Source organism: Oryzicola mucosus (genome assembly GCF_014534685.1).
Classification (GTDB): Bacteria; Pseudomonadota; Alphaproteobacteria; order Rhizobiales; family Rhizobiaceae; genus Oryzicola; species Oryzicola mucosus.
In genome coordinates this window covers 63,033-89,747 of record NZ_JACVVX010000007.1, presented here as the reverse complement: position 1 = coordinate 89,747, position 26,715 = coordinate 63,033, and the positions used below count along the sequence as shown (strand labels likewise).

At 58.2% G+C, this 26,715-nt stretch carries 28 protein-coding genes and 2 pseudogenes; 23 read left to right on the top strand and 7 right to left on the bottom strand.

Annotated features, from left to right (window positions below; all coding sequences use genetic code 11):
* Positions 1-38 precede the first annotated feature (38 nt).
* Both ICI42_RS19295 and ICI42_RS19290 read left to right on the top strand, forming a co-directional pair.
* Entirely contained in the window at positions 39-311 is a 273-nt protein-coding gene (locus tag ICI42_RS19295; RefSeq protein WP_188166242.1) for a type II toxin-antitoxin system Phd/YefM family antitoxin, read from the top strand.
* Positions 298-729 (top strand): plasmid maintenance toxin (PemK-like), encoded by a 432-nt coding sequence (locus ICI42_RS19290; RefSeq protein ID WP_188166241.1) that lies wholly within the window; start codon positions 298-300, stop codon positions 727-729. Before ICI42_RS19295 ends, ICI42_RS19290 begins: the two co-directional genes overlap by 14 nt.
* A gap of 44 nt (positions 730-773) precedes the next feature.
* On the opposite strand, the gene ICI42_RS19285 is transcribed toward ICI42_RS19290, so the two are convergent.
* Positions 774-2,018 carry a site-specific integrase gene (locus ICI42_RS19285; protein WP_188166240.1) on the bottom strand — a complete coding sequence of 415 codons (1,245 nt, stop codon included), beginning with the start codon at positions 2,016-2,018 and terminating at the stop codon, positions 774-776.
* Between the two features lie 28 nt (positions 2,019-2,046).
* Here ICI42_RS19285 and ICI42_RS24165 point away from each other — a divergent pair.
* A pseudogene (locus ICI42_RS24165) lies at positions 2,047-2,493 on the top strand (DUF1403 family protein); the annotation flags it as partial.
* A 32-nt stretch (positions 2,494-2,525) separates the two neighbouring features.
* On the opposite strand, the gene ICI42_RS19280 reads toward ICI42_RS24165, so the two are convergent.
* Entirely contained in the window at positions 2,526-3,317 is a 792-nt protein-coding gene (locus tag ICI42_RS19280; RefSeq protein WP_188166239.1) for an IclR family transcriptional regulator, read from the bottom strand.
* A gap of 112 nt (positions 3,318-3,429) precedes the next feature.
* Between ICI42_RS19280 and ICI42_RS19275 the strand changes: the two genes are divergently transcribed.
* From ICI42_RS19275 to ICI42_RS19220, 12 genes are read left to right on the top strand one after another with little or no spacing between them, the layout of a single operon-like run.
* Positions 3,430-3,867 (top strand): hypothetical protein, encoded by a 438-nt coding sequence (locus ICI42_RS19275; protein WP_188166238.1) that lies wholly within the window; start codon positions 3,430-3,432, stop codon positions 3,865-3,867.
* Between the two features lie 44 nt (positions 3,868-3,911).
* The gene (gene hpaH, locus ICI42_RS19270; RefSeq protein WP_188166237.1) at positions 3,912-4,697 is read left to right on the top strand and encodes a 2-oxo-hept-4-ene-1,7-dioate hydratase; all 786 of its coding nucleotides are present in this window, start codon (positions 3,912-3,914) and stop codon (positions 4,695-4,697) included.
* A gap of 4 nt (positions 4,698-4,701) precedes the next feature.
* Complete coding sequence (locus tag ICI42_RS19265) at positions 4,702-5,514, top strand: aldolase/citrate lyase family protein (protein ID WP_188166236.1); 813 nt, start codon at positions 4,702-4,704, stop codon at positions 5,512-5,514.
* The gene (locus tag ICI42_RS19260) at positions 5,499-5,822 is read left to right on the top strand and encodes a putative quinol monooxygenase (protein WP_188166235.1); all 324 of its coding nucleotides are present in this window, start codon (positions 5,499-5,501) and stop codon (positions 5,820-5,822) included. Before ICI42_RS19265 ends, ICI42_RS19260 begins: the two co-directional genes overlap by 16 nt.
* Positions 5,819-6,376 (top strand): nuclear transport factor 2 family protein, encoded by a 558-nt coding sequence (locus tag ICI42_RS19255; protein ID WP_188166234.1) that lies wholly within the window; start codon positions 5,819-5,821, stop codon positions 6,374-6,376. The genes ICI42_RS19260 and ICI42_RS19255 overlap by 4 nt, the downstream gene beginning before the upstream one ends.
* 41 nt (positions 6,377-6,417) lie before the next feature.
* On the top strand, positions 6,418-7,704 hold the full coding sequence (locus ICI42_RS19250; RefSeq protein ID WP_188166233.1) for an ABC transporter substrate-binding protein: 1,287 nt from the start codon (positions 6,418-6,420) through the stop codon (positions 7,702-7,704).
* Positions 7,705-7,763: 59 nt separating this feature from the next.
* Positions 7,764-8,633 carry a carbohydrate ABC transporter permease gene (locus ICI42_RS19245; RefSeq protein WP_188166232.1) on the top strand — a complete coding sequence of 290 codons (870 nt, stop codon included), beginning with the start codon at positions 7,764-7,766 and terminating at the stop codon, positions 8,631-8,633.
* Positions 8,626-9,471, top strand: coding sequence for a carbohydrate ABC transporter permease (locus ICI42_RS19240; RefSeq protein ID WP_188166231.1), 846 nt, complete (start codon positions 8,626-8,628; stop codon positions 9,469-9,471). The genes ICI42_RS19245 and ICI42_RS19240 overlap by 8 nt, the downstream gene beginning before the upstream one ends.
* 40 nt (positions 9,472-9,511) lie before the next feature.
* Positions 9,512-10,594, top strand: coding sequence for an ABC transporter ATP-binding protein (locus ICI42_RS19235; protein WP_188166230.1), 1,083 nt, complete (start codon positions 9,512-9,514; stop codon positions 10,592-10,594).
* Positions 10,591-11,724: an amidase gene (locus ICI42_RS19230; protein WP_188166229.1), complete on the top strand. Its 1,134-nt coding sequence runs from the start codon at positions 10,591-10,593 to the stop codon at positions 11,722-11,724. Before ICI42_RS19235 ends, ICI42_RS19230 begins: the two co-directional genes overlap by 4 nt.
* On the top strand, positions 11,721-13,364 hold the full coding sequence (locus ICI42_RS19225) for a GMC family oxidoreductase (protein ID WP_188166228.1): 1,644 nt from the start codon (positions 11,721-11,723) through the stop codon (positions 13,362-13,364). The genes ICI42_RS19230 and ICI42_RS19225 overlap by 4 nt, the downstream gene beginning before the upstream one ends.
* Positions 13,365-13,394: 30 nt before the next feature.
* Positions 13,395-13,724, top strand: a complete 330-nt coding sequence (locus ICI42_RS19220; RefSeq protein WP_230980445.1) for a GMC oxidoreductase — start codon at positions 13,395-13,397, stop codon at positions 13,722-13,724.
* 172 nt (positions 13,725-13,896) lie between these two features.
* On the opposite strand, the gene ICI42_RS19215 is transcribed toward ICI42_RS19220, so the two are convergent.
* The 3 genes from ICI42_RS19215 to ICI42_RS19205 are packed head-to-tail and all read right to left on the bottom strand — an operon-like array spanning position 13,897 to position 17,260.
* The gene (locus ICI42_RS19215; RefSeq protein WP_230980444.1) at positions 13,897-14,784 is read right to left on the bottom strand and encodes a TniQ family protein; all 888 of its coding nucleotides are present in this window, start codon (positions 14,782-14,784) and stop codon (positions 13,897-13,899) included.
* Positions 14,759-15,640: a TniB family NTP-binding protein gene (locus tag ICI42_RS19210; RefSeq protein WP_188166227.1), complete on the bottom strand. Its 882-nt coding sequence runs from the start codon at positions 15,638-15,640 to the stop codon at positions 14,759-14,761. The genes ICI42_RS19215 and ICI42_RS19210 overlap by 26 nt, the downstream gene beginning before the upstream one ends.
* A 6-nt stretch (positions 15,641-15,646) precedes the next feature.
* Positions 15,647-17,260 (bottom strand): Mu transposase C-terminal domain-containing protein, encoded by a 1,614-nt coding sequence (locus ICI42_RS19205; RefSeq protein ID WP_188166226.1) that lies wholly within the window; start codon positions 17,258-17,260, stop codon positions 15,647-15,649.
* Positions 17,261-17,418: 158 nt separating this feature from the next.
* Between ICI42_RS19205 and ICI42_RS19200 the strand changes: the two are divergent.
* Positions 17,419-18,678 (top strand): annotated as a pseudogene (locus ICI42_RS19200) (helicase-related protein); the annotation flags it as partial.
* Between the two features lie 59 nt (positions 18,679-18,737).
* On the opposite strand, the gene ICI42_RS19195 reads toward ICI42_RS19200, so the two are convergent.
* Together ICI42_RS19195 and ICI42_RS19190 are read right to left on the bottom strand one after the other, a co-directional pair.
* Entirely contained in the window at positions 18,738-19,016 is a 279-nt protein-coding gene (locus ICI42_RS19195) for a BrnA antitoxin family protein (RefSeq protein ID WP_188166225.1), read from the bottom strand.
* Positions 19,000-19,302, bottom strand: coding sequence for a BrnT family toxin (locus tag ICI42_RS19190; protein WP_188166224.1), 303 nt, complete (start codon positions 19,300-19,302; stop codon positions 19,000-19,002). The genes ICI42_RS19195 and ICI42_RS19190 overlap by 17 nt, the downstream gene beginning before the upstream one ends.
* A 305-nt stretch (positions 19,303-19,607) precedes the next feature.
* On the opposite strand from ICI42_RS19190, the gene ICI42_RS19185 reads away from it, so the two are divergent.
* From ICI42_RS19185 to ICI42_RS19155, 7 genes are all read left to right on the top strand, one after another.
* Positions 19,608-21,347, top strand: a complete 1,740-nt coding sequence (locus ICI42_RS19185; RefSeq protein ID WP_188166223.1) for a ParB N-terminal domain-containing protein — start codon at positions 19,608-19,610, stop codon at positions 21,345-21,347.
* Positions 21,348-21,436: 89 nt separating this feature from the next.
* On the top strand, positions 21,437-21,913 hold the full coding sequence (locus tag ICI42_RS19180) for a hypothetical protein (RefSeq protein WP_188166222.1): 477 nt from the start codon (positions 21,437-21,439) through the stop codon (positions 21,911-21,913).
* A complete protein-coding gene (locus tag ICI42_RS19175; RefSeq protein ID WP_188166221.1) occupies positions 21,910-22,794 on the top strand; it encodes a DUF7007 domain-containing protein in 885 nt (294 codons plus the stop codon). Before ICI42_RS19180 ends, ICI42_RS19175 begins: the two co-directional genes overlap by 4 nt.
* Positions 22,794-23,117 (top strand): hypothetical protein, encoded by a 324-nt coding sequence (locus ICI42_RS19170; protein ID WP_188166220.1) that lies wholly within the window; start codon positions 22,794-22,796, stop codon positions 23,115-23,117. Before ICI42_RS19175 ends, ICI42_RS19170 begins: the two co-directional genes overlap by 1 nt.
* A gap of 480 nt (positions 23,118-23,597) precedes the next feature.
* Complete coding sequence (locus ICI42_RS19165) at positions 23,598-24,185, top strand: hypothetical protein (protein WP_188166219.1); 588 nt, start codon at positions 23,598-23,600, stop codon at positions 24,183-24,185.
* Positions 24,186-24,520: 335 nt separating this feature from the next.
* The gene (locus ICI42_RS19160) at positions 24,521-25,447 is read left to right on the top strand and encodes an ArdC family protein (RefSeq protein WP_188166218.1); all 927 of its coding nucleotides are present in this window, start codon (positions 24,521-24,523) and stop codon (positions 25,445-25,447) included.
* On the top strand, positions 25,447-26,388 hold the full coding sequence (locus ICI42_RS19155) for a hypothetical protein (protein ID WP_188166217.1): 942 nt from the start codon (positions 25,447-25,449) through the stop codon (positions 26,386-26,388). Before ICI42_RS19160 ends, ICI42_RS19155 begins: the two co-directional genes overlap by 1 nt.
* Positions 26,389-26,715 lie beyond the last annotated feature (327 nt).

Sequence of the window (26,715 nt, the reverse complement as noted above, 5' to 3'; positions counted from 1 at the left end):
ACGGTATTTCCGTATATTGCGGAATAAAGGAGATCGCCATGACGTCAACCGTTACCGCCGCTGAAGTTTCCAAGAATTTTGGTGCATATCAGGATGCCGCCGTCCGCGATCCCGTTATCATCACCAAGAACGGCCGGCCTAGAACCGTTTTGATGGCTTATGAGGATTTTGTTCGGTTGTCTAAGAGGGATCGTCGCGTTCAGCTGACCAGTAAACTCAGCCCGGCCGAGATCGCCGACGTTGAACGTTCGGCAATGGCGCCGGGCCATGAGCACCTGGACGAGGAGATGACGGCAAATGCTGCCGACTGAAGTCAAAGTCGGTTATATCTTCCGTTATTCCTATCTTTGGAACTGGCAGCATCTCGAAGGACGTGAGGAGGGCGACAAGGATCGGCCGTGCCTCGTGTTGGCCATCGTAACGACCGAAGAGGACGGCTCGCCGTTCGTTCGAGTGCTTCCAGTGACGCATACAGCACCTGAGAATCCCGATGACGCTGTCGAGATTCCCTTACCGGTAAAGGCAAGGTTGAAGCTGGACGATGACCGCTCATGGATCGTTTTGACCGAAAGCAATCATTTTGTCTGGCCGGGGCCGGACATTCGACCAGTAGGCACGGAGAATGGCTACTACGGCGCTATTCCGCCGGTTCTTTTCGAGATGGTGAAGCGCCGATTCGTCGACGTTGCTCGATCGCGAAATCACACCAGCGTCGGTCGCACGGAGTAGAGATGCCCATTTTCGCTGTTGGTTGACCAGCAGGGCAGGGGGCTTTAAAGCCCGCTCGCCTTGGTGAGATTGACACGGAAACGATCGCGCCGGCGTTGGTATTTTCGTGTCATTTCAGCAGTGGTATGGCCAAGCTGCTTTTGTACATACCGCTCATCGACCTCGGCCGAGGATGCGAGCCCAGCCCGCAGAGAGTGCCCCGAAAACTTCCGCTCCCGGTCGTCTTCGGAAAAGTCGACACGAACGCCGCCGGCGATTGCGGTACGCTTGACCAGCCGCGCTACCTGCTTGTCGTTCAGCCGTGTCGTGCCAATCACCTTGCCTTTGCCGGTAACGCGACGGAACAAGGGCCCATGTGCGACCCGGGCGAGCGTGAGCCAGTCTTTCAAAGCAACGACCGGACAGGACAGATCGGTCGAGCCGCGGCCGATCTCGATCTCGCGCCAACCGGTCTTGCCGCGCAGTGTCACCAACACACCCTTGTCCATGTAAAACTCGATCCAGCCAGATGCATCCTCGGTCTGATCGCGGCCACAATCCAGGCCAACGATCTCGGAGCGGCGCAAACCCCCGGCGAAACCGAGCAGGAGGATTGCCCGGTCGCGCAGGCCCCGCAGGGTGCCTCGATCGAGTGTCTCCAGCATCGCCATCAGATCCTCCGGCAGAACGGCCTCCTTCTGCACCGGTGGCCTGGCGTGGCTGTTGCGAATGCCGGCAAGCACGGTGGCGATATGCCGGTCCTTACGGTCGAGGGACAAGCCGCGCTGGGTGTAGTTCCAGGTCAGCGATGACAGGTGCCGCTCGATCGTCGACACCGCCATTTTTTTACCGGACGCGGCGCCCGAGGCGAGGGCGGTGATGTAGAGCCCGACGGTTTGTGGGGAGGGCGGCAACGCCTGAAGATTCTGGCGGCGAAGCCAAGCTTCGAACTGTTTCCAGTCGGACGCATAGGCGCGCCGGGTGTTGGTCGAGTTTGCCGCTTCGACATAGAAGCGGGCGCGATCGGCGAGTTGCTCCAGATGGCTTGCTGGCAATGCCGATGCAGCAGGGGAGGGGACATCCAGGCTCTGCGAACTCTTTGAAGCAGCGCTCTTCCCAGCGGAGTCGGCGGCTTTACTCCTGCCCATCTGCATGACGATCTCGATGATGTCCGATAAGGCATTTTTTGCCTTGGCGTCGTCGTCCTGCGGCAGGGACGCTCCAAGCGGGACATTGGCCGTCCCTAGCGGCTCTGAACCAGCGCCGGATTCGGAGAGGGCTGGTGTTGTTTTCTCGGGGATTCCGGTCATTTTGGGACGGTATCAAAAACGTCCGATAATGCAAGATTATCGGGCGTTTTGTTTTGCCGACAGGCCGTGCGGTTTGGTTAATAAAATGTGGCACAAACCGCTCGCATGGTTAATACTTCGTTGCATGGACGATATCACCCCAATCACAGAACGCGCCTCACTGTGGTCGCCCCGTCTGCCCGTCTGGGCGCAGGCACGCGGCGGCGACCTCAACGAAGCAGACGCTGCCTTCGCCGCCGGTATCGCTGTGAAATCTCTCGATGATTTGGTCCGCGCCGCCCCACCTTGGATCGGCTGCTGGCGCTCTCGACAGGCCCTGAAATCAGCCGCTACAGCCGTGCGGCTGAGCGGCCGCAAGGAGGACGAACACGCGTTGCGTGATGCGGCTTTGCTCACCGATGCTGGAGATGATCGGGGGCCTGCCGGCAATACCTTCCTGGCGATCGAGAGGCTGGCGGCAAAAAGGGAACCCCTCACTCCAGTTTTGAAATTAGCGAAGACGCTAGATCATGCATTTTCATCGAGACCAAGTGAGCGTTCAATGGAGCCCCTTGCAGTAGTAAGCGCATCTGCTATTTGCAATCTTCGATTGAGGAAAGATTGTCGAGCCATCGAGACCGCAATAGCATAGTTGCCGCTGGGTAGTCCTCGGATCGGCAATGCAACTGCCACAACTCCGGATACGTACTCTTCATTATCGGTGCATCTGTCGGCGCTAGGATCAGTACCGACCAATGACAAAAGTATCTCCTTGTCGGTGATCGTATTCTCTGTGTGCGCAAGTAGTGGTTTGTCAAGAATTCTCGCCGCCAGATCGATACTCATTTGCGACAAGTGTGCCTTCCCACTTGCCGTGCAATGGACTGGAAGAGCTGTACCTATATGTGTGACAATCTTGAACGGATGCGGGGTCAAGACCTGATCAATTACGATTGCTGAATCACCCTGCAGTACGGTGAGATCGACTGATTCGTTAATTTTATCGCTCAACCACTGTATCCACGGTTTGCAAACCGCCCTTGGGTCCTGATGAGCTAATGCCGCCAGCCTTGCGACCTCCGAACCCAATCTCACACCTGGCATAGTGGCGTCGGTGATCACGAACCGCTCCGCTTCCAACGCCCCGACCAAACGTTGCACCGTCGCTCTTGGCAAGTCCGTCTTCTTGGCAAGTTGTCCGAGGCTTAGCGCAGTCCCGCTTTCGGCTATTGCGCGCAAAACCGCAGCCGCGCGGGCAATCATTCGCATTTCATTCCGCTGCCCTTTGGGCTGGTTGAGGCCCAGATCGCTTGTTGACAATTTAAAGTTCCTTGCCTAATCTCGTTTTCGATACAGTTGTATCGCTATGTGAACATATACGGCTGTGATGTTGGCATATGTCTTCTGAATGACAAGTGCCTTTGGGGGAAGAATGAGCATAATTTGGGTTAAGATACTCCTGACCTTGGCAGTCCTCGGGTTTAGTGCAGTTCCGGCTATTTTTGACAGCAACTCAACCCATGCCACAAATCCACTGTGGACACCTCATGCACGCTTCCATGTCGTTTGGCAGGTGGTCAGCTATGTTTGCCTAGGTCTGGTGAGCCTCTGCCTTATCTGGACAGCCGGCGTGGAAGAAGGCGACCGGCTCTGGCTGGCGGCTACTCTCTGCGCAGCTCCATATATAGGATTTTTCACTGCAATGGCGAGTAAGCCGCTCTACGGCGGCGCAAATGCTGACGCCAACGGCGTTCCGCCTTTACGCTTTGGGCGTGTCGAAATGGATGCAAATGTTACGATCTTCACGGTGGCAACGAGCATTTTAGCGGTCGGTATCATCGCGTTGCTTTGGCTGGGGGACGGAAAGTAGTCAGGACCCTGGCCCTGTTCTTCATTACAATACAGGAGATCGAAATGTCAGCCACCATAGACGACATCTATCGCGCGGCAGCCTCCCTTCATCAGGCTGAGATCAGCAAGGTAGCCGTTCCGCAAATTAGCGAAATCTATCCCTCCATGACCATCGACGATGCATATCGTGTGCAAGACGCGTGGGCCCAGAAAAAGATTGCGGAAGGCTCGCGTGTTATCGGTCACAAGATCGGCCTGACCTCTCGCGCAATGCAAATAGCATCCAGAATGACTGAACCTGACTACGGTCAGATCTTTGATAGCTCGGTATTCAACGACGGGGCGTGCATTCCCGCTGATCGCTTTTTGAAGCCCAGGCTGGAAGTAGAGCTGGCCTTTGTGCTTTGCCAGGATCTCGAAGGTCCGAATGTGCGGGTGCACGATGTTTTGCGGGCTACTGAATTTATCACGCCTGCCATCGAGATTATCGATTATCGAACCGAAGTACCGCGTAAGATCGTCGACACGATTGCAGACAACGCGGCATTCGGGGCGTTGATCTTGGGCGGGCGAATTGCTCGGCCCCAAGATATCGACGTTCGGTGGGTCGGTGCAACACTTTCAAAGAACGGCGTGATTGAGGAATCGGGTGTTTCCGCCGCGATTATGGGCCATCCGGCGGCTGGGGTCGCTTGGCTCGCCAATAAACTGCATGCCGTCGGTGCCAAGCTCAAAGTAGGTCAAGTTATTCTCTCGGGCTCCTTTACGCGCCCAGTCGATATTGCAGCAGGCGACGTGCTGCATGCTGACTATGGGCAAATGGGTTCCATCGGCGTCTCGATAGGGTAATGCCATGCTGCTTCAATCGAATATCTTCAAACGTGCCCTAGCCGAGAGGCGAAAGCAGTTGGGTCTGTGGATCACTTTGTCCACTGCGTTCGCCGTGGAGGTGGTTGCGGAGACCGGGTATGATTGGCTGTTACTCGATACTGAACACTCACCTGGCGACGTTCTGACCGTGCTCGCACAACTCCAGGCGCTTTCAGGATATCCGGTCCACCCGGTTGTGCGTCCTGCCAGCAACGATCAAGTTTTAATAAAGAGGTATCTCGACTTTGGCGTCAGAACATTTTTGATCCCCTTTGTACAGAATGCGCAAGACGCCAGGGCTGCCGTCTCGTCGATTCGATACCCGCCTCGCGGTATCCGCGGTGTGTCCGCGCTGACGCGCGCCACACAGTTCGGGCGCATCAAGGACTATTTCGAGCGCATCGAACAGGAAGTCTGCCTGTTAGTCCAAATTGAAACCGAGCAGGCGCTCGAGAACATCGAAGAGATTGCGGCAGTCGATGGAGTCGATGGGATTTTTATTGGCCCGGCGGATCTGGCTGCGAGCATGGGGCTGATCGGCCAGCCTGGTCATCCGCGCGTTCTGGACGCGGTCGCAGAGGCATTGAAGCGGATCAACGCCGCCGACAGACCCGCGGGAATATTGTCCAGCGACAAAGCGTTCGCAAAACAATGTCTAGACCTCGGCGCGGACTTCGTTGCAATCGGTATCGACGTAGCAATACTTGCCCGCGGCGCGGAGCTCCTGGCCAACGAGTTTCGGCGGCATCTCGAAGGCCCTTCTCATCCAGAGGAGCCTCCATGTCGGACCGCGTAGCTCTCATCGCCAAAATGCGTCTGCGTGCCGAGATCCGGGACGAGGCGGCTTCATGGCTGAACACTGCGAAGGTGAGGTCGAGAAGCGAGCCGGGCTGTTTAACTTACAATATCCATATAGACGCGAATGAGCCAGTCATGCTGATTTTCTATGAGATATGGGAGGACAAGGCCGCCTTCCGTTTGCATCTGGAGGGTGATGTGTTTGCGGAATTTATGCATGGAAAAGAGCGTTACGTACAAGGTGAAATCGAGATCACCAACCTTGAGGAACTGAATAATGAGAATACAAAAGGAGCATGCCGATGAGTTCTCTTGAAGAGCGTTTCGAACAGCTTTCAGCAACAGTAGATGCGCTTCAAGGCGAGGCAGAGATCCGACGTATCGTCAGCCAGTACATGTTCCTGTGCGATATTCCGATCATGGAACCGGGTATAGACGTCGATCAGAAGATCGAGTTGATCCTCAATCTGTACACTGCCGACGCAACTTGGGAAGGCGTGGGCACTTTCTATCAAGATCAGTTCGGCATCAGGCGTGGTATGGAAGAGCTACGCACGCATTTCCAGGGGTTCTTCAAATCCAGGGACCCGGCTATGCTCCTGAACTGCCACTATCTAACCGCAGAACATATTACGGTCACCGGGGAAAGTGCCGAGGGTAGATGGGTGCATTTCCAGCCCTGGATTTTCAGTGACGGGACCTCAGCTCTCCGATCTAGCCGGCTTTTTAATGCATTCAGGAAGGTAGACGGCATTTGGAAGATGTCTCGGTACAGGACCGAGAACGTATTCGTTGCGAAGATGCCCGATAACTGGTGGGAAAGCTTCGTTGATCGCTCGGTTCTTCTACAAGATCAGTAAGAAGCATCTTTAGAAATAGTAATACAATGGGAGAAAAAGAAATGACTTACATTCACACGAAAAATACAAATTCCCGTACAGCCTCAATCATTGGAAGCTGTCTGCGCACTGCAGCAGTTATCTCGATCCTCGGTCTTGCAGTAGGTGGAGTCCAAGCCCAGCAAATTGACTATCCGAGTTATCATTGGAAAGAGCCGACCTATGGCGCCTTCCTGAAGGAACTGAAAACTGATTTCGAGTCTAAGAACCCTGGAGTCACGATCAAAGACACATTCGTGCCGTATACGAGCTATGTTGATCAGATGTATATTGACATCACGGCCGGGAATGCGCCGGACATCCTGACCTCTCTCGATCCCGACTTCAAACGCTATATAGACGCCGACCTGTTGGAACCGCTTGACGCTTACCTCGAGGCAGCCGGATATTCGATTGACGATTTCATCGCTCCCGCGCAGCTGGCCGTCAAGGATGGTCATATCTACGGCATCCCGTTTTTGACCAATCCGCGTGCATTATTCGTAAATAAGAAAATGCTCGACAAGGCCGGCTTACCGCTGCCGACAAACCTTGAAGAATTTAACAAAGTTGTCTCGGCTCTGCGCGATCCATCCACGCAGACGTTCGGCGTTGCCATATCCGCTCAATCGGGCGCCCCGGGCATGCAATTCCTTGAGTATGCACCCTATTTTGCGAGCTTTGGTGCCAAGTTCTTCACGGAAGGAAAACCGACGGCGGATACACCAGAAATGATTAAAGCTCTCACCTTCTACAAGGACATCGTGGATCAGGGCCTGGTGCCGAAAGGCGCGAAGTTCGATATATACCGGCCTATGTTCATGAACGGCAAGATCGCGATGTATGTCGCTGGCCCGTTCATGGGGGCTCTGACTCAGTCCACCAACGCCGAGACATATTCCGACCTAGTGACCATCCCTCTGCAACTGGGCGGCGGCAAGCCCCTAACCGTGACAAACTATCTGGCCATCCCGAAGAACGCGAAAAACAAGGACGCCTCCGCAAAGCTTCTGATGACAATCCTGCAAGACGATTGGCAGAAGCGGATTGTCGCGCTCACGAACACAATTCCAGGTCGGAAAGGGATGGTGCCCGACAGCATCCTGGCCGAGAATGCTTGGTTCAAGACCTTCGCCGAGCTTGGCGACTCCGCCACCTCATACGCGCCGGAAGGGGCAGAGCAATATGGCAGCGACATCATCAACATTATCGGTGGGCACATAGAGAGAATGCTGTTCACCGGGGTGCCTGCAGAGCAGGTTTCCACAGAGATGCAGGCCGATCTCGTGAAATTCATCGAGTCCAAGTGACATCCTGGGCCTGATGGAAACAGTCGCGTTTCTGTCAGGTCCAGACCGGGAACAACATCATGAACCGCCATTTGGTTTTATTTTTGGGGCCATGCGTCGCCGCGTTGATGGCCTTTTTCATCGTACCGGTGTGGCAAACGTTCGTGATGAGCGTACATGCGGACACGATGGCACCCAATCCCGCCTATGTCGGCCTAGCGAACTATATCGCGGTCGCCAGCGACCGAAATTTCGTCCGCCTAATGACGACTTCGGTCCTATACACGGCCGGGAATGTAATCTTCGTGTGGCTTATTGGGCTCGGGATTGCCTTGTTGCTTAACCGGAACTTCGTTGGACGTGGATTGGTGCGTGCTGCCTTCATCGTGCCGTGGGCCACGCCCTATGTCGCCGCAAGCCTCATCTTCTCGCTGATGTTCAACTACGACGTAGGAATTTTGAACTACTTGCTGGGTCTCCTGTCCTACGGCCAGCTTCGTATCGATTATCTCACGTCGTGCCCTAACGCACTAATCAGTCTCACGGGAATCTCGGTGTGGAAATTACTGCCCCTCGGGATCGTAATGATGCTCACCGGGCTCCAGAGCATTCCGGAGACACAGTACGAGGCTGCCAGAGTCGACGGGGCAACGGGATTGCAAAGGTTCTGGTTCGTGACTTTACCCGGCCTTCGCTCGACCACTATTACGCTGACGCTGCTGATGATGATATGGTGTTTCGGAAGGTCATTCACAGCTATCTATCTGCTCACCGGCGGGGGGCCAGCAGGTTGCAGCGAAACACTCGTTCTCAAAAGCTACCTGCAGATGTTCCAGCTCTTTAAGCCTGCAACGGCAGCGACGCTCGGGGTAGGGGTTCTGCTCATATCGCTGGTATTTGCCATCGCCTACATAATGGTCCTCGCAGTCGGGAGTCGGAAGAATGGATGAAACTCGTTCACCCGGAGAAGGCGGATGGGGTTGGCTGGCAACCGCCCTCACCTATGCGGTCGCACTAGTGATTTCACTTCCTTTTCTCTGGATGCTGAAAACTGCGACCGAGAGCTCCGCCGCCTCTACGGCCTTCCCACCTAATCTCTTGCCGGATGGCGGTTTCTTTGAAACGTTCGAGACGATTTTTTTTAATTCAAAACTGTTGCTGTGGTTGTGGAACTCGTTCGTCGTCTCTGCCGTTTCGACCCTCCTAGCCCTCGCTCTTGCAATACCCGCCGCCTACGCCCTTTCTCGGTTCCGTTTCTGGGGAAAAAGCGGCGTCAGTGTGGCTATCCTGTCGGCGCAGATGATGCCGCCCATCGTTCTGATCATACCACTCTACACCTTCTTCATTCGGTTCGGCCTCGCGGACAGCCTGTGGAGTGTGATCATTGCCAACGCCGCGTTCGCATTACCCGTGATCGTTTGGATGTTGAAGACGAGCTTCGATACAGTTCCCTTTGAAATAGACGAAGCGGCAAGGGTCGATGGCGCCTCTTGGTTCCACATATCGCTCCTAATAGTTGTCCCGTTGGCGCTGCCGGGCGTTATAGCTGCGTCAATTTTTGCTTTCCTTAACAGCTGGGATGAGTTCCTTTTGGCTCGCACGCTACTGCGCAGCGTCGACCAATGGGTCGGAACAATAGGTCTGTCGTCCTTCATGGGAGAGAACGCGACACCTTGGAACGAGGTCATGGCGATTGCCTTGGCCTTCACCGTTCCACCGGTGGCGTTGTTCCTTTTCATCCAGAAGCACTTCGTCTCAGGGCTTGGCAGCGGAGCTGTCAAAGGCTGACAGCTTCTTATGATTATCCTAAAATCGGAAACTCAGAACAATGACTTCTGTCAGCATAGAGAATGTCGTCAAAAAATACGGGCACACCACCGTTCTACACGACATCAATATCAGGATACCGCAAGGAGATTTCGTCGTTCTAGTAGGCCCGTCCGGATGTGGCAAGTCCACACTTCTACGGACGATCGCCGGGTTGGAACCGATTTCGAATGGAACTATCCGTATCGGCGAACGCGTAGTTAACGGTCTCAGCCCGAAAGCGCGCAACATTGCAATGGTCTTCCAGAACTATGCGCTCTACCCGCATATGACGGTCGCCGAGAACATGGGTTTCGGGCTACGGCTTTCTCGTGTCCCAAGGCCGGAGATCGCGCAGAAGGTCGCATCGGCCGCCGACACACTGGGGTTGTCGCAGCTCCTTGACCGTTATCCCAAGGCGCTTTCCGGGGGACAGCGTCAGCGGGTCGCCATGGGTCGTGCGCTCGTCCGCGAGCCTGACGTGTTTCTATTCGATGAGCCGCTCTCTAACCTCGACGCGAAGTTGCGGGTTCAGATGAGGACGGAAATCCGCTCTCTTCAGCAGCGCCTGAAAACGACCACAATCTATGTCACCCATGACCAGGTTGAAGCCATGACAATGGCCGATCAGATCGTGGTGATGAAGGAGGGACGGGTCGAGCAGGTAGGGACCCCGCTTGAGCTGTATGACAAGCCGGAAAGCTTGTTCGTAGCTGGCTTCATCGGCTCGCCCTCCATGAATTTCCTCAAGGGGACGATCGACAGCCAAGGCTTCCAGCTCGCCGACAATCAGCAGAACCGGCTACGGCTATTGGGCGATCCCGAGCCATCGCTGATCGAACGCAGCCTCATCTATGGCATTAGACCGGAGCATCTTGTCGTCGGGGATGAGGGCATTCCGTGCAGGATCGAGGTCGTGGAACCCACCGGCGCGGAGACCATGTTGTTCTGTCTCCATGGCCAGCAACCCATCACCGTGTTTCTTCACGAGCGCAGATTCTTCCGGCCCGGCGATGAAATCCACGTACAGGCTCGTCCCGGCCTGATGCACCTGTTCGATCCGGAAACCGAGCGGCGCATCAGCACGAAGAACCCTACCTTATGAACTTTACCAAGAAATTTTTCGAGTACGTCGTCGATATTGGGGGTGACGGACCTCGCGTCGCCATCAAGAATACAATAGACGTCGCAAGTTTCCCTACAACCGCGGGTTCAAGGGCCCTGGGGGATGTCAAGCCAGCTAAAGCCCATGCTGAGGTCGTGAGAAAGCTTCTAGTATCCGGCTGTCGTATTGTAGGCATCACGGTGCTGCATGAATTGGCTTATGGGGTCACCGGCATCAACGATTGGGCGGGAACGCCGCCGAATCCACTTTTTCCGGACTTGATACCGGGTGGCTCGTCCAGTGGTTCCGCCGCTGCGGTAGCGGCTGGGCTGGTGGAATTCGCCTTAGGAACGGATACCGGAGGATCAGTGCGCATCCCCGCCGCATGTTGCGGCATCTACGGCCTGAAGCCTGGTTTTGGCACGCTATCGCGAGAAGGTGTCATGCCTCCAGATAGCTCACTTGACTGCGTGGGCATCTTCGCCCGATCGATTGACTGGATCGAGCATGCGATGGCCATTTTGGACTCAGGTTTTGTTCCGCTAACTAAGACACCCGACCTGAAGCTAGGCATTGTTCCTGTAAAAAGTGTGGACCACATCAGGCTGTCGATCGCATCAGCCATTGAAAGATCTGGTTTCGAAAGCTCCGAACAACCGATCCGAACCTTAGAGAAGGCATTTGAGGCCGGTCTGACAATCATCGGCGCGGAGAACTTCAGGGCATTTGGCCACCTCGTTGGAAGAGGGCTTCTTGGATCAGATATCGAAGCCCGCCTCAGTGTCGACGGGAACATCACGGACAAGGACATCTCTTCTGCGGAAGAATGCAGGCGTGATTTGCGCGCCGAACTGGCAGCGATATTCACTAAGGTGGATCTGCTGGTACTACCGACGCTGAGCGTGTTTCCCCCAAGGCTTGAAGCGGCAAGGCGCACTCCGAGGATTGTGAACCTGACCAGCATGGTCAGGCCGTTCAATCTCTCGGGGCATCCGGCGATTGCGATACCGCTGGAGCCCGTCGCCGGGCAACCAATTAGCCTCCAACTCGTAGGCCCAATGGGCAGCGAGCCCCTGCTCTGCGCGGCCGCAAGGAAGTTTTGCCACGTTAGAATGGAGACTCCTGCATGACAGAGACGAGTGCCACTACCCCGCCGCCGGGAATGCCGTCGCCCGCGAATACGATCGAGAGCGACTATGTAGTCGTAGGGGCGGGATCGTCTGGTGCCATCGTGGCTGCGCGCCTGGCGCAGGCCGGGCATCGCGTCGTTCTCTTGGAAGCTGGTCCCCGGGATAGGAACCCTTGGATACATATACCCCTAGGGTTCGGAAAGCTCTTCGACAACCCGGGCATAATCTGGCCGCACAATGTTCACGGCCGTCTGGGGTTGGAAGGCCGTGTCACCCCCCAGCCCCGTGGCCGTGTCCTTGGCGGGACAAGTTCCATTAACGGCATGACCTACGTAAGGGGCGCTCCTGAAATCTACGATGCTTGGGCGGAAAATGGCTGTTCAGGTTGGAGCTACGACGATGTACTTCCATATTTCCGAAAAGCCGAAAGCAACGTGCGTGGCGAAGATGCGGCACATGGAGGAACCGGCCCTATCCGAATATCTGATCCAGAGTGCCATCCTTTGATGACGGCATTTGTTGACGCGGCGTCAACGCTTGGCTTTTCAAGAAATCCAGACTTCAATTCTGGACAACAAGATGGCGTGGGATACTTCCAATTTTCCTATTCGAATGGGAGGCGCTCGAGTTCCGCCACTGCTTATCTATCGAGCTCTAAGCCGAACCTGCGGATCGTTACTGACGCGCTGTGCGACCGTATTCTGTTCGACAGAAAACGGGCCACAACAGTTAGCTCCGTGATAAAAGGCGAACGGCGTTTCTTCCGCGCATGTGCCGAAATCATTTTGAGCGCAGGCAGCTTTGGTACCCCGCAGTTGCTGCAATTGTCAGGGGTAGGACCAGGCGCTCTACTTTCGTCCCTCGGCATAGAAACAATTGTGGATTTGCAAGAGGTCGGCGAAAACTATCAGGATCATTTTGAATCCAGAGTGGTGATGGAATGCAGCAAGAAAATTACGATCAATGATAGCTACAATTCGATTGCCCGCCGGTTGGCTATGGGTGCCCGTTACATTCTCAAACGGAGTGGGCCGATGGCAGGAGCGGGCACGATGGGCGGTGGCTTCTTTCGCTTGAACCCAAACTCGTCATTTCCGGATTGTCAGATAAACTTCGGTGCCTGGTCGACCTCGCGCGGGTTGGGAGATGAGAAGGCGCCATTGCTGGATCCCTTTTCCGCCTTTCGGCTAACCGTTGTCGACCTAACACCAGAAGCTCGTGGGACGGTTAAGATAACGAGCCCGTCTATCCACCAACTGCCGCATATTTCTGCGCCTTTCTTGGAAACTGACCGAGATCGGGAGGCGATCGTTCGCGCCATGAAGCTCGCCCGATCGCTCGCCGCAACATCTCCACTTAAGAACATATCACTAAGGGAAGTCGTTCCCGGTCCAGCGTTCGAGGGAGATGAAGAGTTGCTGAACTATGCTAGAAAATTTGGGCGCCCAAACTTCCATGCCGTCGGCACGTGCCGGATGGGTTCAGATCCTAGGGCTGTCGTGGATCCTTTCTTGCGGGTAAGTGGGATAGATGGATTGCGGATTGCCGACGGGTCTATCATCCCGCTCATACCCAACGGAAACACGAATGCTGCGTGCACGATGATCGGCGAGAAAGCAGCTGCCTTGATCGCGCAGTAACTGCCCGCATCGCAAGGTGATAGGAGTGCCTTGTCAGCAAAGCTCGCAATCCATCCGATGCCATCTGACCAGAAAACCGAGTTCCTGCCATTGGCCGCCTGGACCTGCGCACAGAATGTCGGCGACAATGATCGAAATGCCGCCCTTGCCGACATCCCAAATATGGGAACGATGCGCATGAGTGCCGATCCAGCCGCCGGCGTTGTCGACCGCTGGGGGCGTGCCCATGAAATCGACAATCTGTTCGTTGCCGACGGGAGCATCTTCACAACCTCGGCGGCGGCAAATCCGACACTGACCATCGTCGCGCTCGCCATGCGGCAGAGCGAGGAGATCGTCAGGCAACTCAATCGACAATGATCTCGAAATTCATCGACAATCCGGAGGAAACGTTATGGCAGATCATCACCAGAATGCGTTGATCGTTGGCGCGTCGCGAGGCTTGGGCTTGTGTCGTTTGGCACTTAAACGTAAGAATGCGGCCGTTTCTTCTTGTTTGGCTCTTAATTTGAGATTCTATGGGCAAAGAATCTCAAATTAAGTGCAGCTGCGAAGATGTCCGTGACTGACGTGCGCAGTCCACGATCTCGTCTATGGCGCTCCCGAAGCGAGCTTTGTTCTCGCCCATCATATGGCTTCGCAGCATGTGAAGCATCTCCGGGCCTGAGCGCTGGACGATGGCTACACCAGCTAAAAGAGCCGGCCTCAAGTGCAGCGGCAAGAGCGTACTTGCTCGCGACGGAAGTTTGCTATTTTGCACCCTGAGAACGTCGTCGAGATCAGGAATGATCACGCCGAGCACTCTATAGTTTGATGGTTCGTAACGATCGGGCAAAGGCCTTGGGACGCGCCGCATCAGGAGGAGGCGAGCAATTTCGCTTGGCGGCATCCAGTTTTGCATGCCGCGCTCGGCCTCGTCGTCGAGAAGCTGTTCTCCTATAAGGGCACTATTGTGATAGCGGCTGAAGGGAGAGCGTCGGGGACCCCCGTCAGCGTTCTGAAGGAGGTTGCCACAAAGCGGACAGGTGATGCGCCAGCCGAGAAACCGGCTACGAAGAACGGGATGCAACTCGTTAGTAATCGGACTACAGCTGCAACATAATTGCCGGGGCTCGCTGGCAATCAGGCGCCGCGATGACTGCGTGATGTTCGAGAACGTCATGCGCAGCACCGTGGCGGGATCAGCAGAGAACATACGGGCGATGCGGGCAACCCGACTTTCGGTGATGTCTAGATCGGCCGTGCGCAAAGATTGTATCTCGGGAAGGCAATGCTGAAGCATAGCCAAGGGAGGGACCGCATAGAAAGCAGCATGCCGAATGATCCACGACGACAGAAGTTCATCGGGGTAGGGCGCCAGCCTTACCGGCAATTGCCGTGCGGATAATCCCATCTCATGCGAACGCTGCTTCGGCGTCAAATTCCGGCTCCCATTTCTCAATGGCTTCATCGGTAATCCGCTCTTTTCCGCTTTCGATCGCCTCGATAGCCAGTGAGTTGATTATGTGGAAGATGTTGGCAGTGATGCCCTCGCTGATCTGCAGTATCCGCCGCAATGATTTTGCGGTTAGCACCGATGGGTGACGCAGTGGTGTGTTGCGCAGGATCAAGGCAACCAAGATTTCGAACTGCTCATTTGCAACCCAGCGGCTCAGCGTGAACTGTTCGAAGCGGCGCGCCAATTGTACATCGCCGCCAATGGCCTCACGGGCGTCATTGACCCCGAAGCAGATGAGCGAGATCTGAAGGCGGTTGCTCAGAAAGCGCAGCGTATTGAGGACGATGCGCTGCTCGCGATATGTTCCAGCGAGAATGTTATGCACTTCGTCGATCACCAGCACTTGCACGCCGATTGCTTCCATGATGCGCAACGCAGCCTGCTCCATTTGTGCGATATCGGCGCGCGGCCGCTGTGGTGCGCCGAGGAGGGTCAGAAGTTCGGCATAAAACCGTCTCTCACCAGGCCGGCTGGTCATCTCCATTGCGAGAACCGGCGTTTTCAGCCTGCCGGTGAGCGAATTGAAGCTTGGCGGATGCTGGTCACGGAAACGCTTCATGATCATTGTTTTGCCCATTCCACTGTCACCGTATACGGCGATGGAAGGCATTCGCGTCCCGCGTGGATGATCAACCAGGAGGTTGAGGCGATCGAGCACCTGCTTGGCACGCGGATAAACGAGCCAGCGGCGTGATCTTATCGCGCGGATGCGCTGTTTATCTGCTTCACCGAGCAGTACCGCGGCATTCGCCGTCAGGTGAGAGATTTCTGTGTTCATGCAAGCTCATTCCGTGTCCTCGAAAGCAACAGGTTTGCTGGAGTCGATCCCCCGAAGCGAGCCCCAACTGCCGTCATCCACTTTCGTTTTCGCGCGGGCAGGGCACCCCCGTCGCGCAGTCGCTGTCGCCTTGACCGCTGCATCCACCAGCTTGCGCTGCTCAATCGCTGTGCCAACGATGGTGCGGGTATTCACCTCTCGTCGCCCCTTCGCCAGAAGCGCACGGCGCGCCGCCAAGGCTTCGTGCAGTGTTATCGAAGGCAAGGTAAGATCGGCGTAGCGAGCTTCCACGAAGTTGCCCGATTGTCGCCGCACGAAGACACGAGACATGTCCCGAGGATCGTATTTGACGAGCAACCGGCGATTTGCACTCCCGACGTCGGCACTTAGGGCTGCCGACCAATAGCGCAGTCCAAAGAGATGGATCCCGGTTGGTTGCAGCGTGCGCTCCTGCTCGGGCAGGAATGTCAGCCAAAAACGCATGCGATCCTGCGGCAATCGGAGCGGAATTTCACCCTCTTGCTCGCGCCAGACGGCGATTGGGGGACGGCCTAGACTGCCGTGGATCGACTGATGGTAGTTACCAACAATGTCGAGGGCGATGTATCGCTCGAGTTCGCGCAAAGTCAGCGCCGAATGCCGCTTCGAATCGTATTCGCCAAGCTCCTGTGCATTGCTGAACGTCGTACCGGGTAGTAAGTGGAGTTTTCCCATCTGGGTGCCGATCAACCGTTCGATATGGCCACCGAACCGCGGTTCGCCCGGTGGACGCCAGTTGATCGCCATGCCCGCGTCCTCACACCCCCTCTTGAAAGCACGACTCCTGAAGTCGCTGCCATTATCGACATGCAACGTCTCTGGGAGTCCGGCTACGGGCCACGGTTCGATGATCTCGCGCTCCCGCAGCCAAGGCGATTTGTCAAAGACGGAGTGTAGCAAGCATAAACTGGTCGAGAGCCGGGAGGGGGCGTCCATCGTGAGGTAAAACCCTGTCACCATCCGAGTGCAGACGTCCATGGCAAGAGTTAGCCAAGGCCTCCCGATCGGCAGACGCGTTTCTTCGTCGACGATAAAGACATCTGCTTTGGTATGATCGACTTGGACAATCTGGAGTGGACGTGAGGCAGCGAGCACTCCCGGAACAGCTGTTGTCCGCTTCACGACTTCGGCTTCGCCCCGTCGTTTGGCGCGCTTCTGAAGGTCGATGTCCTCGATCCGTGCTTCGATCGTCCGGCGATGTGGCGGTTTGAGCCCGACCGAGACGCAGGTCGTCTGTACATCGCGAATTAATTGAGAAACGCCCGGACGGTTCTTATTCAAGTAGTATCGGTTGATGCTGGTGCGGATGATTTCCTCTCGCCTGTCATCGAGCATCCTGCGGCCATTAGGCCGGCCGGGTTTGCGCTCCACCAGCGACATCACCGTTCCTCCAGCTCGAAATAGCTTGATAAGGCGGAATGCGGTTGCCCGACTGACGTCGAGTTCGGCAGCCAGCAGCGCCATATCCCCGGCCGCTACCTTGCCAGACCGACGCATCAGAAATCCTCGAATGGCCTCGGCTCGTCGACACGCCTCATCCCAAAGCGCTTCGTCAACCTCCTCAGGTAATGGATCAATCATGCAGAAATACCGTCGATTGCGTCGACGATTGAATCTCACATTAAGTGCCAAAATCCAAGAAGGAATCTCACATTAAATGCCAAGTCGCAAATTAAGTGCCAAGCTATCTTGTTGAAAATATTAGGAGCGGAATCTCACGGTTAAATGCAAACTGACAGCAGGAGACAGCCGGGAACGCCTATGTCCGGCCCGACGGCAAGCCATTCGAGTTCCCCGGCGCGGCGCAGATGATCTTCTCCGATCTCGGCACGATCAACGTCGAAAAAACGCGGGGCTTCTCGGCCTATCGCTGGATCCGGGACGAACTGATCCGGATGGGCGTTCCGGCTTCCGAAATCGCCTTCATGCAGGACTACAAGAAGTCCGAGGCCAAACAGCGGCTGTTCGGTGATGTCCGCGCCGGCAAGGTCCGCTTCCTTCTCGGCAGCTCCGAAACCATGGGCACCGGCGTCAATGCGCAACTTCGCCTGAAGGCGCTGCATCATCTCGACGTCCCCTGGCTCCCCTCCCAAATCGAACAGCGGGAAGGCCGCATTGTCCGGCAGGGCAATCAGCACGACAGTGTTGATCTGTTCGCATACGCCACCGAAGGAAGCCTCGACGCGACCATGTGGCAGAACAATGAGCGCAAGGCCCGCTTCATCGCCGCGGCACTGTCGGGCGACACCTCCATTCGCCGCCTTGAGGACATGGGCGAAGGCCAGGCCAGCCAGTTCGCCATGGCGAAGGCGATCGCATCAGGCGACCAACGCCTGATGCAGAAGGCGGGACTCGAAGCCGACATCGCCCGGCTGGAGCGCCTGCGCGCCGCTCATATCGATGACCAGCATGCGGTTCGTCGTCAGGTCCGCGATGCCGAGCGCGATATCGAGTTGTCGACCCGGCGTATTGCCGAGATCGGACAGGATATTGAACGGCTGGTTCCGACCACGGGCGAAGCCTTCACCATGACCGTGGCGGACAAGACTTATACCGAGCGCAAGGAGGCGGGCAGGGCGTTGATGAAGGAAGTTCTTACCGTGGCGCAGCTCCAGCAGGAGGGCGAAAGCGTCATTGCCTCCATAGGCGGCTTCGATCTCGAATTTGACGGTCAGCGCTTCGGCAGGGACGGCTATCGCTATACCACCATGCTGATGCGAACCGGCGCGGACTATGAGATCGAGCTTCCCATGACAGTCACACCGCTTGGCGCCGTGTCGCGCGTCGAACATGCGCTTGACGATTTCGAGGGAGAGCGTGAGCGCAACCGCCAGCGCCTCGCCGACGCGCGCCGGAGGCTTGCCTCATACCAATCGCGTAGCGGCGAAACTGATTTCGCCTTCGCCGGCGAACTGGCCGATAAGCGTCAACAACTTGGGGAGATTGAGAAAGCGCTTGCTGCCGATATCGACGGTGCTTCCGACACGATCGTTGCCTGACGCTACGATCATGGCCGGTCTGCCTTCTGGATTGACCGGCCATTTCCATGTGGTTTGGATCAGCGTTGCGGACCGGCCGTATCGAGTTTCTCGGCAAGCCAGACCTTGATAAGGGACTGATAAGGGACATCGCGCTTGCCAGCCGCAACTTTGATCCGCTCCAGAAGGGAATTGGGCAGTCGCAACGAAATTGATGTCGACGAAGGCTTCAGATTGGGCAACCGCACCTTTTCGGCCTTGCTCCAATCGATGTGCTCGCTGGAGTCATGGCTTTCCCAGAAAGCCCGTTCCTCAGCCTCGCTCGTGAATGTCGGTATCGTGTCAGATGCCCTGTTCATAATAGCTCCGCTCCTTGCGGCTCATATCACGGGCTGAAATCACCCGCAGTTTCTTCCCATCTTCCCGAAGCGTGAAGGTGATGTGCAGCAGCCTCCCGTCATCGGTGCGTCCGAGGGCATGGATGCGCCGCTCGGCGCTGCTGTGCTTCACGTCGGGAACCGTCAGCAGGGGTTCGTTGAAGAACACCTGCTCGGCTTCCATCTGGCTGACAGCGTGCTTATCGGCGCTCTTGCGCGCGTTGCCGTCGTCCCAGTCGAAGCCGACAATTTTGTCCCATGCGACCATAGCTGTATATTGTCAACATATACAAAAATTGCAAGGGAGGGCGAGAAAATAGGGAGGAGAAGAATAGGAAAGACTTGCTCCCAGATCGGGCGAGCCGCTGACGCTTGCGCTCAACCGCGCCGCTCGCGATCCCGGCCACGTCGTCCTGCGCAGGGCTGTTAGCCCCGCTTGGCCTGCCGGGCAGGGATGCTCGGCCGCAGTTGCTCCGGCCCGTCCGCTCCGCGGGCCGGGGGGTGTCTTCGAGAAGAAGACGGAAAAGGACGCAGCGATTGGCTGTGTCCGGCAACCCCGTAAGGAGCATTTCCATGGAACTGAAGTTTGTCGATCCGCGTGGGCTCAAAGAAAACCCCGACAAGGCGCGGCGCTCAAAGTCCAGCCCGCAGGCTGACGCCTTGCTGCTGGCGACGATCCGTGCTGTCGGTATCGTGCAGCCGCCCGTCGTGGCGCCGGAATCTGATGGTGGCAACGGCTTCGTGATCGATGCCGGCCATCGCCGCGTCAAGCAGGCCATCGCGGCAGGGCTTGAAGAGATCGCCGTGCTGGTGATCGAGCGCGCCGCAGATGGCGGCGCGATGCGCTCGCTCGCAGAAACGCTGGCACATGAACAGCTCAATCCCGTCGATCAGTGGCGGGCGATCGAGCGCCTGGTCGCACTCGGCTGGACCGAGGAAGCGATCGCTGTCGCCCTGGCTCTGCCGGTTCGCCAGATCCGCAAGCTTCGTCTGCTCGCCAACGTGCTGCCGGCCATGCTCGACCAGATGGCCAAGGGCGACATGCCCAATGAGAGCCAGCTGCGTACCATCGCCTCCGCCTCGCTCGACGATCAGAAGGAGGTCTGGAAGAAGCACAAGCCGTCTAAGGCCGACCCGCAGGTCTCCTGGTGGAGTGTGGCCCAGGGCCTGCAGAAGACCCGCATGTATGCCCGCGATGCGAGCTTTGGCGACGAGCTCGCGCAGGCCTACGGCATTGCCTGGGTCGAGGACCTGTTCGCACCGGCCGATCAGGACAGCCGCTACACCACCGATGTCGAGGCATTCCTGGGCGCCCAGCAGGAGTGGATGACGCAGAACCTGCCCAAGAAGGGGATCATCGCCGAGACCAACACTTGGGGGCAGCCCGAACTGCCGAAGAAGGCGGAACGCGTCTATGGCAAGCCGACCAAGTCAGACCATACGGCTCTGTACATCGATCGCGAGGGCAAGGTGCAGACAGTGCACTTCCGTACGCCGGAAGCGAAAAAGCTGAAGAAGGGCGAGCAGCCGGCGGGCGAGGGTGACGATGCCGCCATCGTCGTGAAGACGCGGCCCGATGTCACCCGCAAGGGCATCGAGATGATCGGCGATCTGCGCACCGATGCTCTGCATGAAGCGCTCGCGCGGGCACCGATCGAGGACGGCACGCTGATGGCGCTGTTGGTCCTGGCGTTTGCGGGGCAGAACGTGACGGTGGCGTCGGGTACGCGTGACGTCTCCTACTATGGGACGGCCGGCCTTGGCGAACATGCTGCTCGCCTCTTCGACCAGGAGCGCAAGCTCGACTTCGACATGGACACGCTTCGCGTCGCCGTGCGCTCGCTTTTGATCGACGTCCTGTCGTGCAGGGAAAACCGTTCGGATAGTGGCGTGGTATCCCGTGTAGCTGGCGACGTGATCGGCGCCGACAGCTTCCTGCCGAACATGGGCACGGAGGACTTTCTCTCGTGCCTGTCGCGTCCTGCGTTGGAGGCGTCGTGTGCGGATACGTCGGTCCTTCCCCGGCAGAAGGTCAAGGAGACCCGCGCGGCCCTGGTCGAGAACTTTAAGGACGGTCGTTTCGTCCATCCGTCAGCGCTGTTTGGTCCTGACCAGACGAAGCTCGCGTTGTGGCTGAAGAAGAACGAGCGCGTTGAGCAGCCTGAAGACGGCGGAACGCCGGAAGACCAGGACGAGCTCGACGGCGATGCGGTCGTTGAACCCGCGCATGACTTCATCGATGAAGGTCCGGCTCCGCAGGACGAGGATTTCACCGACGAGCAGCGCGAAGCCTACAAGGTAGCCGCCGAATAGGCGTCACACCTTCCCCTTCGAACGATCATTCCGCCGCCGGCCCGCACCGGCGGCGGTTTTGTTTCCCACTCGACACCATGGAGAAAACCATGTCCGCTCAGTTGATCTACGACCTCGTGCCTCTTGGCTCGACCCTGACATATTCCGACGGTTCCGCGCGCCCCCCGGACCGGTTCGCCAAGAAGCTCGTCGCCTGGGAAACTCGCAACTCCTGTGGCCGCCTGATCCGCAAACAGGCCGAAGCGCGTGTCGGAAATACGACGATCCCCGCCTCCATCACCCTCCATGAGGGTGACTATGGCAGTCAGGGGACGATCGTCCTGCGCGTCCACCGGACGTTTTCGGTGAACAGCGAACTTAGATTCGCAGTCAAGGAACCGCCGGCCATCGGCTCGGTCCTTGTCCTCAATCGGGCCGGAGACGATGCAGAGCTCGTCCATCTTGCCGGCGATCGTGCGGCCGCCGAGGAATGGCTGACCCGCCATGGTTATCCCCATGCCGTGCTGCAGCAAATCACCGCCGACACGGAAGCGGCGGACAGTGTCGAGGGGAGGGCAGCGGAATGACCACACCTGCTCTCGAAATCAACGTCATCGCAGCCCCCGGTTTTCCGGGGGTTTCTTTTGGGAAAAGTGCCGATGGTCTGCTCGTTGCACTTGTCGGCGAGCACGCCTTTGCCATGGCACCCGCCCGGGACGGACGCCATTTTCTTGTCACCGGCTGGCGTCTCCGCCGGCCCATGGCCGAGTGGACGCGGGGCGACTTCTACGGTCATGGCGGCGACCTCGCCGATGAGAACGCGTTCCGGGCAAAGGTTCTGGAAAACGCCGAGCACAGCCAAGAGAAGATCGCGCTCGGCCGACGCGAAGAGCGATCCACGGCGAATACACCATGGGGTCCATCGCAGGGGGCCACCGTCTATGCCGATGGCGTTGTCTTCCACTCAACGGCCGGCCATGGCGGTTTCCTTCTCTCAATCGACCGCAACCGCAAGGTTGATCAGTCGATTCGCGTCACAGGCGGGGCCTATGAGGAGGATGAGGCCTGGGCGATCGTCGCCTTCAGCTTTCCTCAATTGTTTACCGCCTTCGAACGGCGGGCCGCGGAAAAGACGATGAAGGATAGCTTCCCGGATGCCTGGGAGACGATTACCGGCAATATCCTTGGTGCCGGTGAGTCCTGGAAGAAGGATGAACGTGCATTCTTCGCGGACCACCGCGATGACTGGATCGTCATCTCGGCGATCATGTCCGATCAGCATCCCGGATTCACTGAAGTCATCGCCACCCTCGGCGGTAAACGCGGGCCCGGCGGCGAGGAACGTCGCTTTCTTGTCCCCTCGGGAGAGTATCGAGTTGGCCGTTTCGGCTTCGTCGTCGATCCGAAGCGACATACCGTCTATGGCGGGCCATCAAGTTTTGTCGCCTGGCAAGAGAGACCAGCGTGATGCTCGAGCGAGATCGCCGGACGCAGCTCTTCCGCATGGAGGAAGCTCGCCGGCAAATCCAGCGTCGGCTGGACATGATCGACCGGCAGATCACGCGGCGCATGACAGCGCTGATACCGCAATTGCATCCGCGCCAGACCACGTATCGGCGCGGAAAGTCGCCCGACCCTGGCGCATTCCTCGAACGGTATCGGGCCAATCTGGCTGCCATTACCGCGGAGCGTCAGCCGGAAATCGACGCCTTGACGCGCAAACTGGCACGCCAGGAAAGCGCCATAGCGGCGTTGCGGGCGCAGCTCAAGCCGGAAGAGCTGCGGGCTTGACGCGGATGTTGTTCTCGCCGTGGGACGACATTCATCCGTGGCGACGATGCTGACCATGGTGCCCAAACGGCCCAGGGCCATCGTGGATACCCCCATCGGGTGCGTGGCATGCCGTGAAACACCATGGCGACGCGCGATCCGACTGGACGCTTACCGATCCGCATGCCGGTGTCGTAGATCATCCCTCGGCCGCTCTTTCCGGCGGGTTTGCTGCGGTCTGAACCAGCGGCTAGCCCCTTCAAGGCCGCTATCGCGCCGCGGAGCGGCCGGAACGCAGCCAGTCTCGGCAAGGCCGGCCCGCGTCCCGCGCAGGAACCAGTGAAGGACTGGCCCCCGCTTGTCCGCAAGCCGACCTCGCTCGCCTGGCAGATCCCGGACCCTGAAGCGTCCAGCTTCCGCCGGTTCCTTTCGACCGCACCCGCAGGACAGACCGGCCGAGGGCCGGATCGCCTGAAGGGCATCGCTAGAAAGGTACGCTCAATGTCCAGTTCAACCCGCTCCACCAAGTCCAAGGCTCGCGTCGTCCCGCTCCGCAAGGGCACGACCCTCAAAATGGTCCGGCTCTGCTGCCCGGATGGCAACCAGGCCGCCCTCATCTCCGAAAGCTTCGGCCTTCCCGTCCTCGACAGCGACGGCATCCGTGACTTCCACGAGCGCAGCCTGATCGAGGGCGCTGACACCCTTTCCGAAGGACTTTCCGACAAGGCGATGCAGATCCACCTGCAACGGATCGTCGGCTCCTATGTCGGCTCCGCCTACGGGGCAGGCCAGTTCTACTCCAAGGCCGTCACCGAGGCGAAAGACGCCACGGCCAAACTCGCCAACGACACCCGCGACGAGGATCTCGACGGCCCGGTCGGCTTCGACGGCAACGCCCAGCGCAAGCGCGAATTCGCCGCCGACATGGGCCTTCAGTCTCACGCCCTGCGCATGGCCGCCGAGGGTGCCGTCGCTGCCTACGAGCACATCGTCGGCGAGATCTGGAAGCCCTACGAGCGTCAGGTCGAGAAACCCGGCCAGACCGTCAGCCGGCAGGCGGCCGATCTCCAGATGGCGGCTCTGGGCTGATCGCTACCGGGGGGAGCTTCGGCTCCGCCGATATATCGTGCATTGAGGCTGGCGTCCTTTTTGACGCCGGCCTCTTCGCGTGTGCGTCGCCAACGAAATTCGACAAATGGCAAATCATCCTGCCGGCCGCGCCACTCGCGACCGTCACGAATGTTGGTCCTGCTCCGGTCCTCACCTCGCGAAACGGCTTTGCCGTCCTTCACTGACGTTGCGGCCCGCACACGACATCTCTCCTCCTTCCGATTGCTTGTCTGCGGGTTCGCGAACCTGCGGTCCTGCGCTTGCGGACCTCGTGACGGCCGCGAGTGGCGCGGCCCGGAATGGAGGTTCGAAAAATGAGCAGGAAAGAGAGCAAATCCCGCGTCGATATCTACGCGAAGATCACCGACCGCATCGTCGCGGATCTGGAAAAGGGCGTGCGCCCTTGGGTGCAGCCGTGGCGCCCCGGGAATACGACGGGTCGCATCACGCGGCCGCTGCGCCACAACGGTCTGCCCTATCAGGGCATCAATACCTTGCTTCTCTGGTCGGAAGCAGCGGCGAGAGCGTTCGTCTCTCCCACCTGGATGACGTTCAAGCAGAGCGTCGAGCTCGGTGGTCATGTCCGCAAGGGCGAAACTGGCTCCATGGTCGTCTATGCCAGCCGTTTCACCCGCACCGAAACCGATGCGAAAGGCGAGGAAGTCGAACGCGGCATTCCCTTCCTCAAGGCCTACACCGTGTTCTGCGCCGATCAGATCGAGGGGCTTCCGGCCCACTACTATGCCGCACCTGTACCTGTTGCTGAACCTGTCCAGCGTATCGAGCACGCCGATCGGTTCTTCGACAATACCGGAGCGGTCGTCCGCTATGGCGGCAACAAGGCCTATTATTCTCCGGTCTCCGATCACGTGCAGCTGCCTGCCCCTGAATTTTTCAGGGACATGGCCTCATTCGTCGCCATCAGGGCGCACGAAACCTTGCATTGGACGGCGGCTCCTCACCGCCTGAACAGGGATCTCAGCCGGTATCACAAGGATCGCACGGATCGCGCGCGAGAAGAGATGCTTGTAGAATTTGGAGCCGCAATGATCTGCGCGGACCTCGGCATCGTGCCCGAGCTCGAGCCGAGGCCTGACCATGCGGCCTATATCCAAAGCTGGGCGGCCGTGCTTCGCTCCGACAAGCGGGCGATCTTCCAGGCGGCGGCCCATGCGCAGCGCGCCGTCAATTATCTGCATGAGCTCCAGCCTCAAGCGGCCCAGGTCGTGGAGGCCGCGTAATGTTCCATTCTCACGTCATCACCGGGGAGGCCCGCGAGCCTTCCCCGATCCGCCTGCGCGCGCTCTCGCTCGGCGCTGGCGTGCAATCCACCACGCTCGCGCTGATGGCAGCACATGGTGAGATCGCTCCCATGCCCGATTGTGCGATTTTTGCCGATACTGGTTGGGAGCCGCGCGCCGTATACGATCATCTGGCATGGCTGATGTCGCCCAACGTCCTGCCCTTTCCGGTATATATCGTCTCGGTCGGCAATATCCGCGAGCAGCTGATCGCGGCCGGGCAGGGCAAGCGCTGGGCATCCATCCCCGCCTTCGCCAAGACCGTCACGCCGGCAGGAGCGGACGTTGCCGTTTTCGACGAGGACGACGATGGCGAGCTGATCGAGATAGGTAGACGCCGAACCTCAGTCGAGACGGTGTCCATCGGAATGATCCGTCGCCAGTGCACGACCGACTTCAAGATCGTGCCGATCCGCCGTAAGATCCGTGAGCTGGCGGGGCTCCCCCGCAAGCGCTCACCATCCTTCCCGGTCGTTGAGTGCTGGATAGGGATATCGACGGACGAGATTATCCGGGCGAAGCCGAGTTTCGAGCCATGGCAGGTCAAACGGTTTCCACTGATCGAAAAGTGCCTGAGCCGCCGGGATTGCCTCGCTTGGCTGCGCCGGCACGACTATCCGGATCCCCCCAAATCGGCCTGCATCGGCTGCCCATTTCATGACAATGCACGGTGGCGGCACATGCGCGATCATGATGTCGAGGGGTGGAACGATGCTGTCGAGGTTGATCGGGCGCTGCGTACCGGGCTGCGCGGCATCCGCGGTGAAGTTTTCCTGCATCGCTCCTGCGTCCCGCTGGATGAGGTCGATCTATCGACCGCGGCAGATCATGGTCAGCTCGACCTGTGGCCGAACGAATGTGAGGGGATGTGCGGCGTCTGATCCCCATTCCCGACCTTTCCGCCCGGGCCGGGACCGGCAATCCGCAGCTGCGCCTGCCCGCCGCGCAGCGTCTTCTCTGCCTGCATCCCCTTTCCTATAGTACCATTCTGTATGGGCGGCTGAAGCAAGCGTCTCGCGCCGGGCTTGTCGGCAGGCAACGCCCGGAAAGCCGGCCCCCGGCAACAGATCGAGGTCTGGCCATCCACCTCCGTCGGCGTGGCGAAAAGAGCCGACAGCGGTCATCGTGGCCGCCGATGTCCGGAGTTGCGCGGAAGGCTCGTTCGGGTTCCTTTCCGTTTGTTGAGCGTCGGTTGCTCGCCCGAAAGA

Bases quoted from the DNA above. Each gene is read 5' to 3' on its own strand.
- ICI42_RS19295 (WP_188166242.1), top strand. From the start codon at position 39: ATGACGTCAACCGTTACCGCCGCTGAAGTTTCCAAGAATTTTGGTGCA.
- ICI42_RS19290 (WP_188166241.1), top strand. From the start codon at position 298: ATGCTGCCGACTGAAGTCAAAGTCGGTTATATCTTCCGTTATTCCTAT.
- ICI42_RS19285 (WP_188166240.1), bottom strand. From the start codon at position 2,018: ATGACCGGAATCCCCGAGAAAACAACACCAGCCCTCTCCGAATCCGGC.
- ICI42_RS19275 (WP_188166238.1), top strand. From the start codon at position 3,430: ATGAGCATAATTTGGGTTAAGATACTCCTGACCTTGGCAGTCCTCGGG.
- hpaH (WP_188166237.1), top strand. From the start codon at position 3,912: ATGTCAGCCACCATAGACGACATCTATCGCGCGGCAGCCTCCCTTCAT.
- ICI42_RS19265 (WP_188166236.1), top strand. From the start codon at position 4,702: ATGCTGCTTCAATCGAATATCTTCAAACGTGCCCTAGCCGAGAGGCGA.
- ICI42_RS19260 (WP_188166235.1), top strand. From the start codon at position 5,499: ATGTCGGACCGCGTAGCTCTCATCGCCAAAATGCGTCTGCGTGCCGAG.
- ICI42_RS19255 (WP_188166234.1), top strand. From the start codon at position 5,819: ATGAGTTCTCTTGAAGAGCGTTTCGAACAGCTTTCAGCAACAGTAGAT.
- ICI42_RS19250 (WP_188166233.1), top strand. From the start codon at position 6,418: ATGACTTACATTCACACGAAAAATACAAATTCCCGTACAGCCTCAATC.
- ICI42_RS19245 (WP_188166232.1), top strand. From the start codon at position 7,764: ATGAACCGCCATTTGGTTTTATTTTTGGGGCCATGCGTCGCCGCGTTG.
- ICI42_RS19240 (WP_188166231.1), top strand. From the start codon at position 8,626: ATGGATGAAACTCGTTCACCCGGAGAAGGCGGATGGGGTTGGCTGGCA.
- ICI42_RS19235 (WP_188166230.1), top strand. From the start codon at position 9,512: ATGACTTCTGTCAGCATAGAGAATGTCGTCAAAAAATACGGGCACACC.
- ICI42_RS19230 (WP_188166229.1), top strand. From the start codon at position 10,591: ATGAACTTTACCAAGAAATTTTTCGAGTACGTCGTCGATATTGGGGGT.
- ICI42_RS19225 (WP_188166228.1), top strand. From the start codon at position 11,721: ATGACAGAGACGAGTGCCACTACCCCGCCGCCGGGAATGCCGTCGCCC.
- ICI42_RS19210 (WP_188166227.1), bottom strand. From the start codon at position 15,640: ATGAACACAGAAATCTCTCACCTGACGGCGAATGCCGCGGTACTGCTC.
- ICI42_RS19205 (WP_188166226.1), bottom strand. From the start codon at position 17,260: ATGATTGATCCATTACCTGAGGAGGTTGACGAAGCGCTTTGGGATGAG.
- ICI42_RS19195 (WP_188166225.1), bottom strand. From the start codon at position 19,016: ATGAACAGGGCATCTGACACGATACCGACATTCACGAGCGAGGCTGAG.
- ICI42_RS19190 (WP_188166224.1), bottom strand. From the start codon at position 19,302: ATGGTCGCATGGGACAAAATTGTCGGCTTCGACTGGGACGACGGCAAC.
- ICI42_RS19185 (WP_188166223.1), top strand. From the start codon at position 19,608: ATGGAACTGAAGTTTGTCGATCCGCGTGGGCTCAAAGAAAACCCCGAC.
- ICI42_RS19180 (WP_188166222.1), top strand. From the start codon at position 21,437: ATGTCCGCTCAGTTGATCTACGACCTCGTGCCTCTTGGCTCGACCCTG.
- ICI42_RS19175 (WP_188166221.1), top strand. From the start codon at position 21,910: ATGACCACACCTGCTCTCGAAATCAACGTCATCGCAGCCCCCGGTTTT.
- ICI42_RS19170 (WP_188166220.1), top strand. From the start codon at position 22,794: ATGCTCGAGCGAGATCGCCGGACGCAGCTCTTCCGCATGGAGGAAGCT.
- ICI42_RS19165 (WP_188166219.1), top strand. From the start codon at position 23,598: ATGTCCAGTTCAACCCGCTCCACCAAGTCCAAGGCTCGCGTCGTCCCG.
- ICI42_RS19160 (WP_188166218.1), top strand. From the start codon at position 24,521: ATGAGCAGGAAAGAGAGCAAATCCCGCGTCGATATCTACGCGAAGATC.
- ICI42_RS19155 (WP_188166217.1), top strand. From the start codon at position 25,447: ATGTTCCATTCTCACGTCATCACCGGGGAGGCCCGCGAGCCTTCCCCG.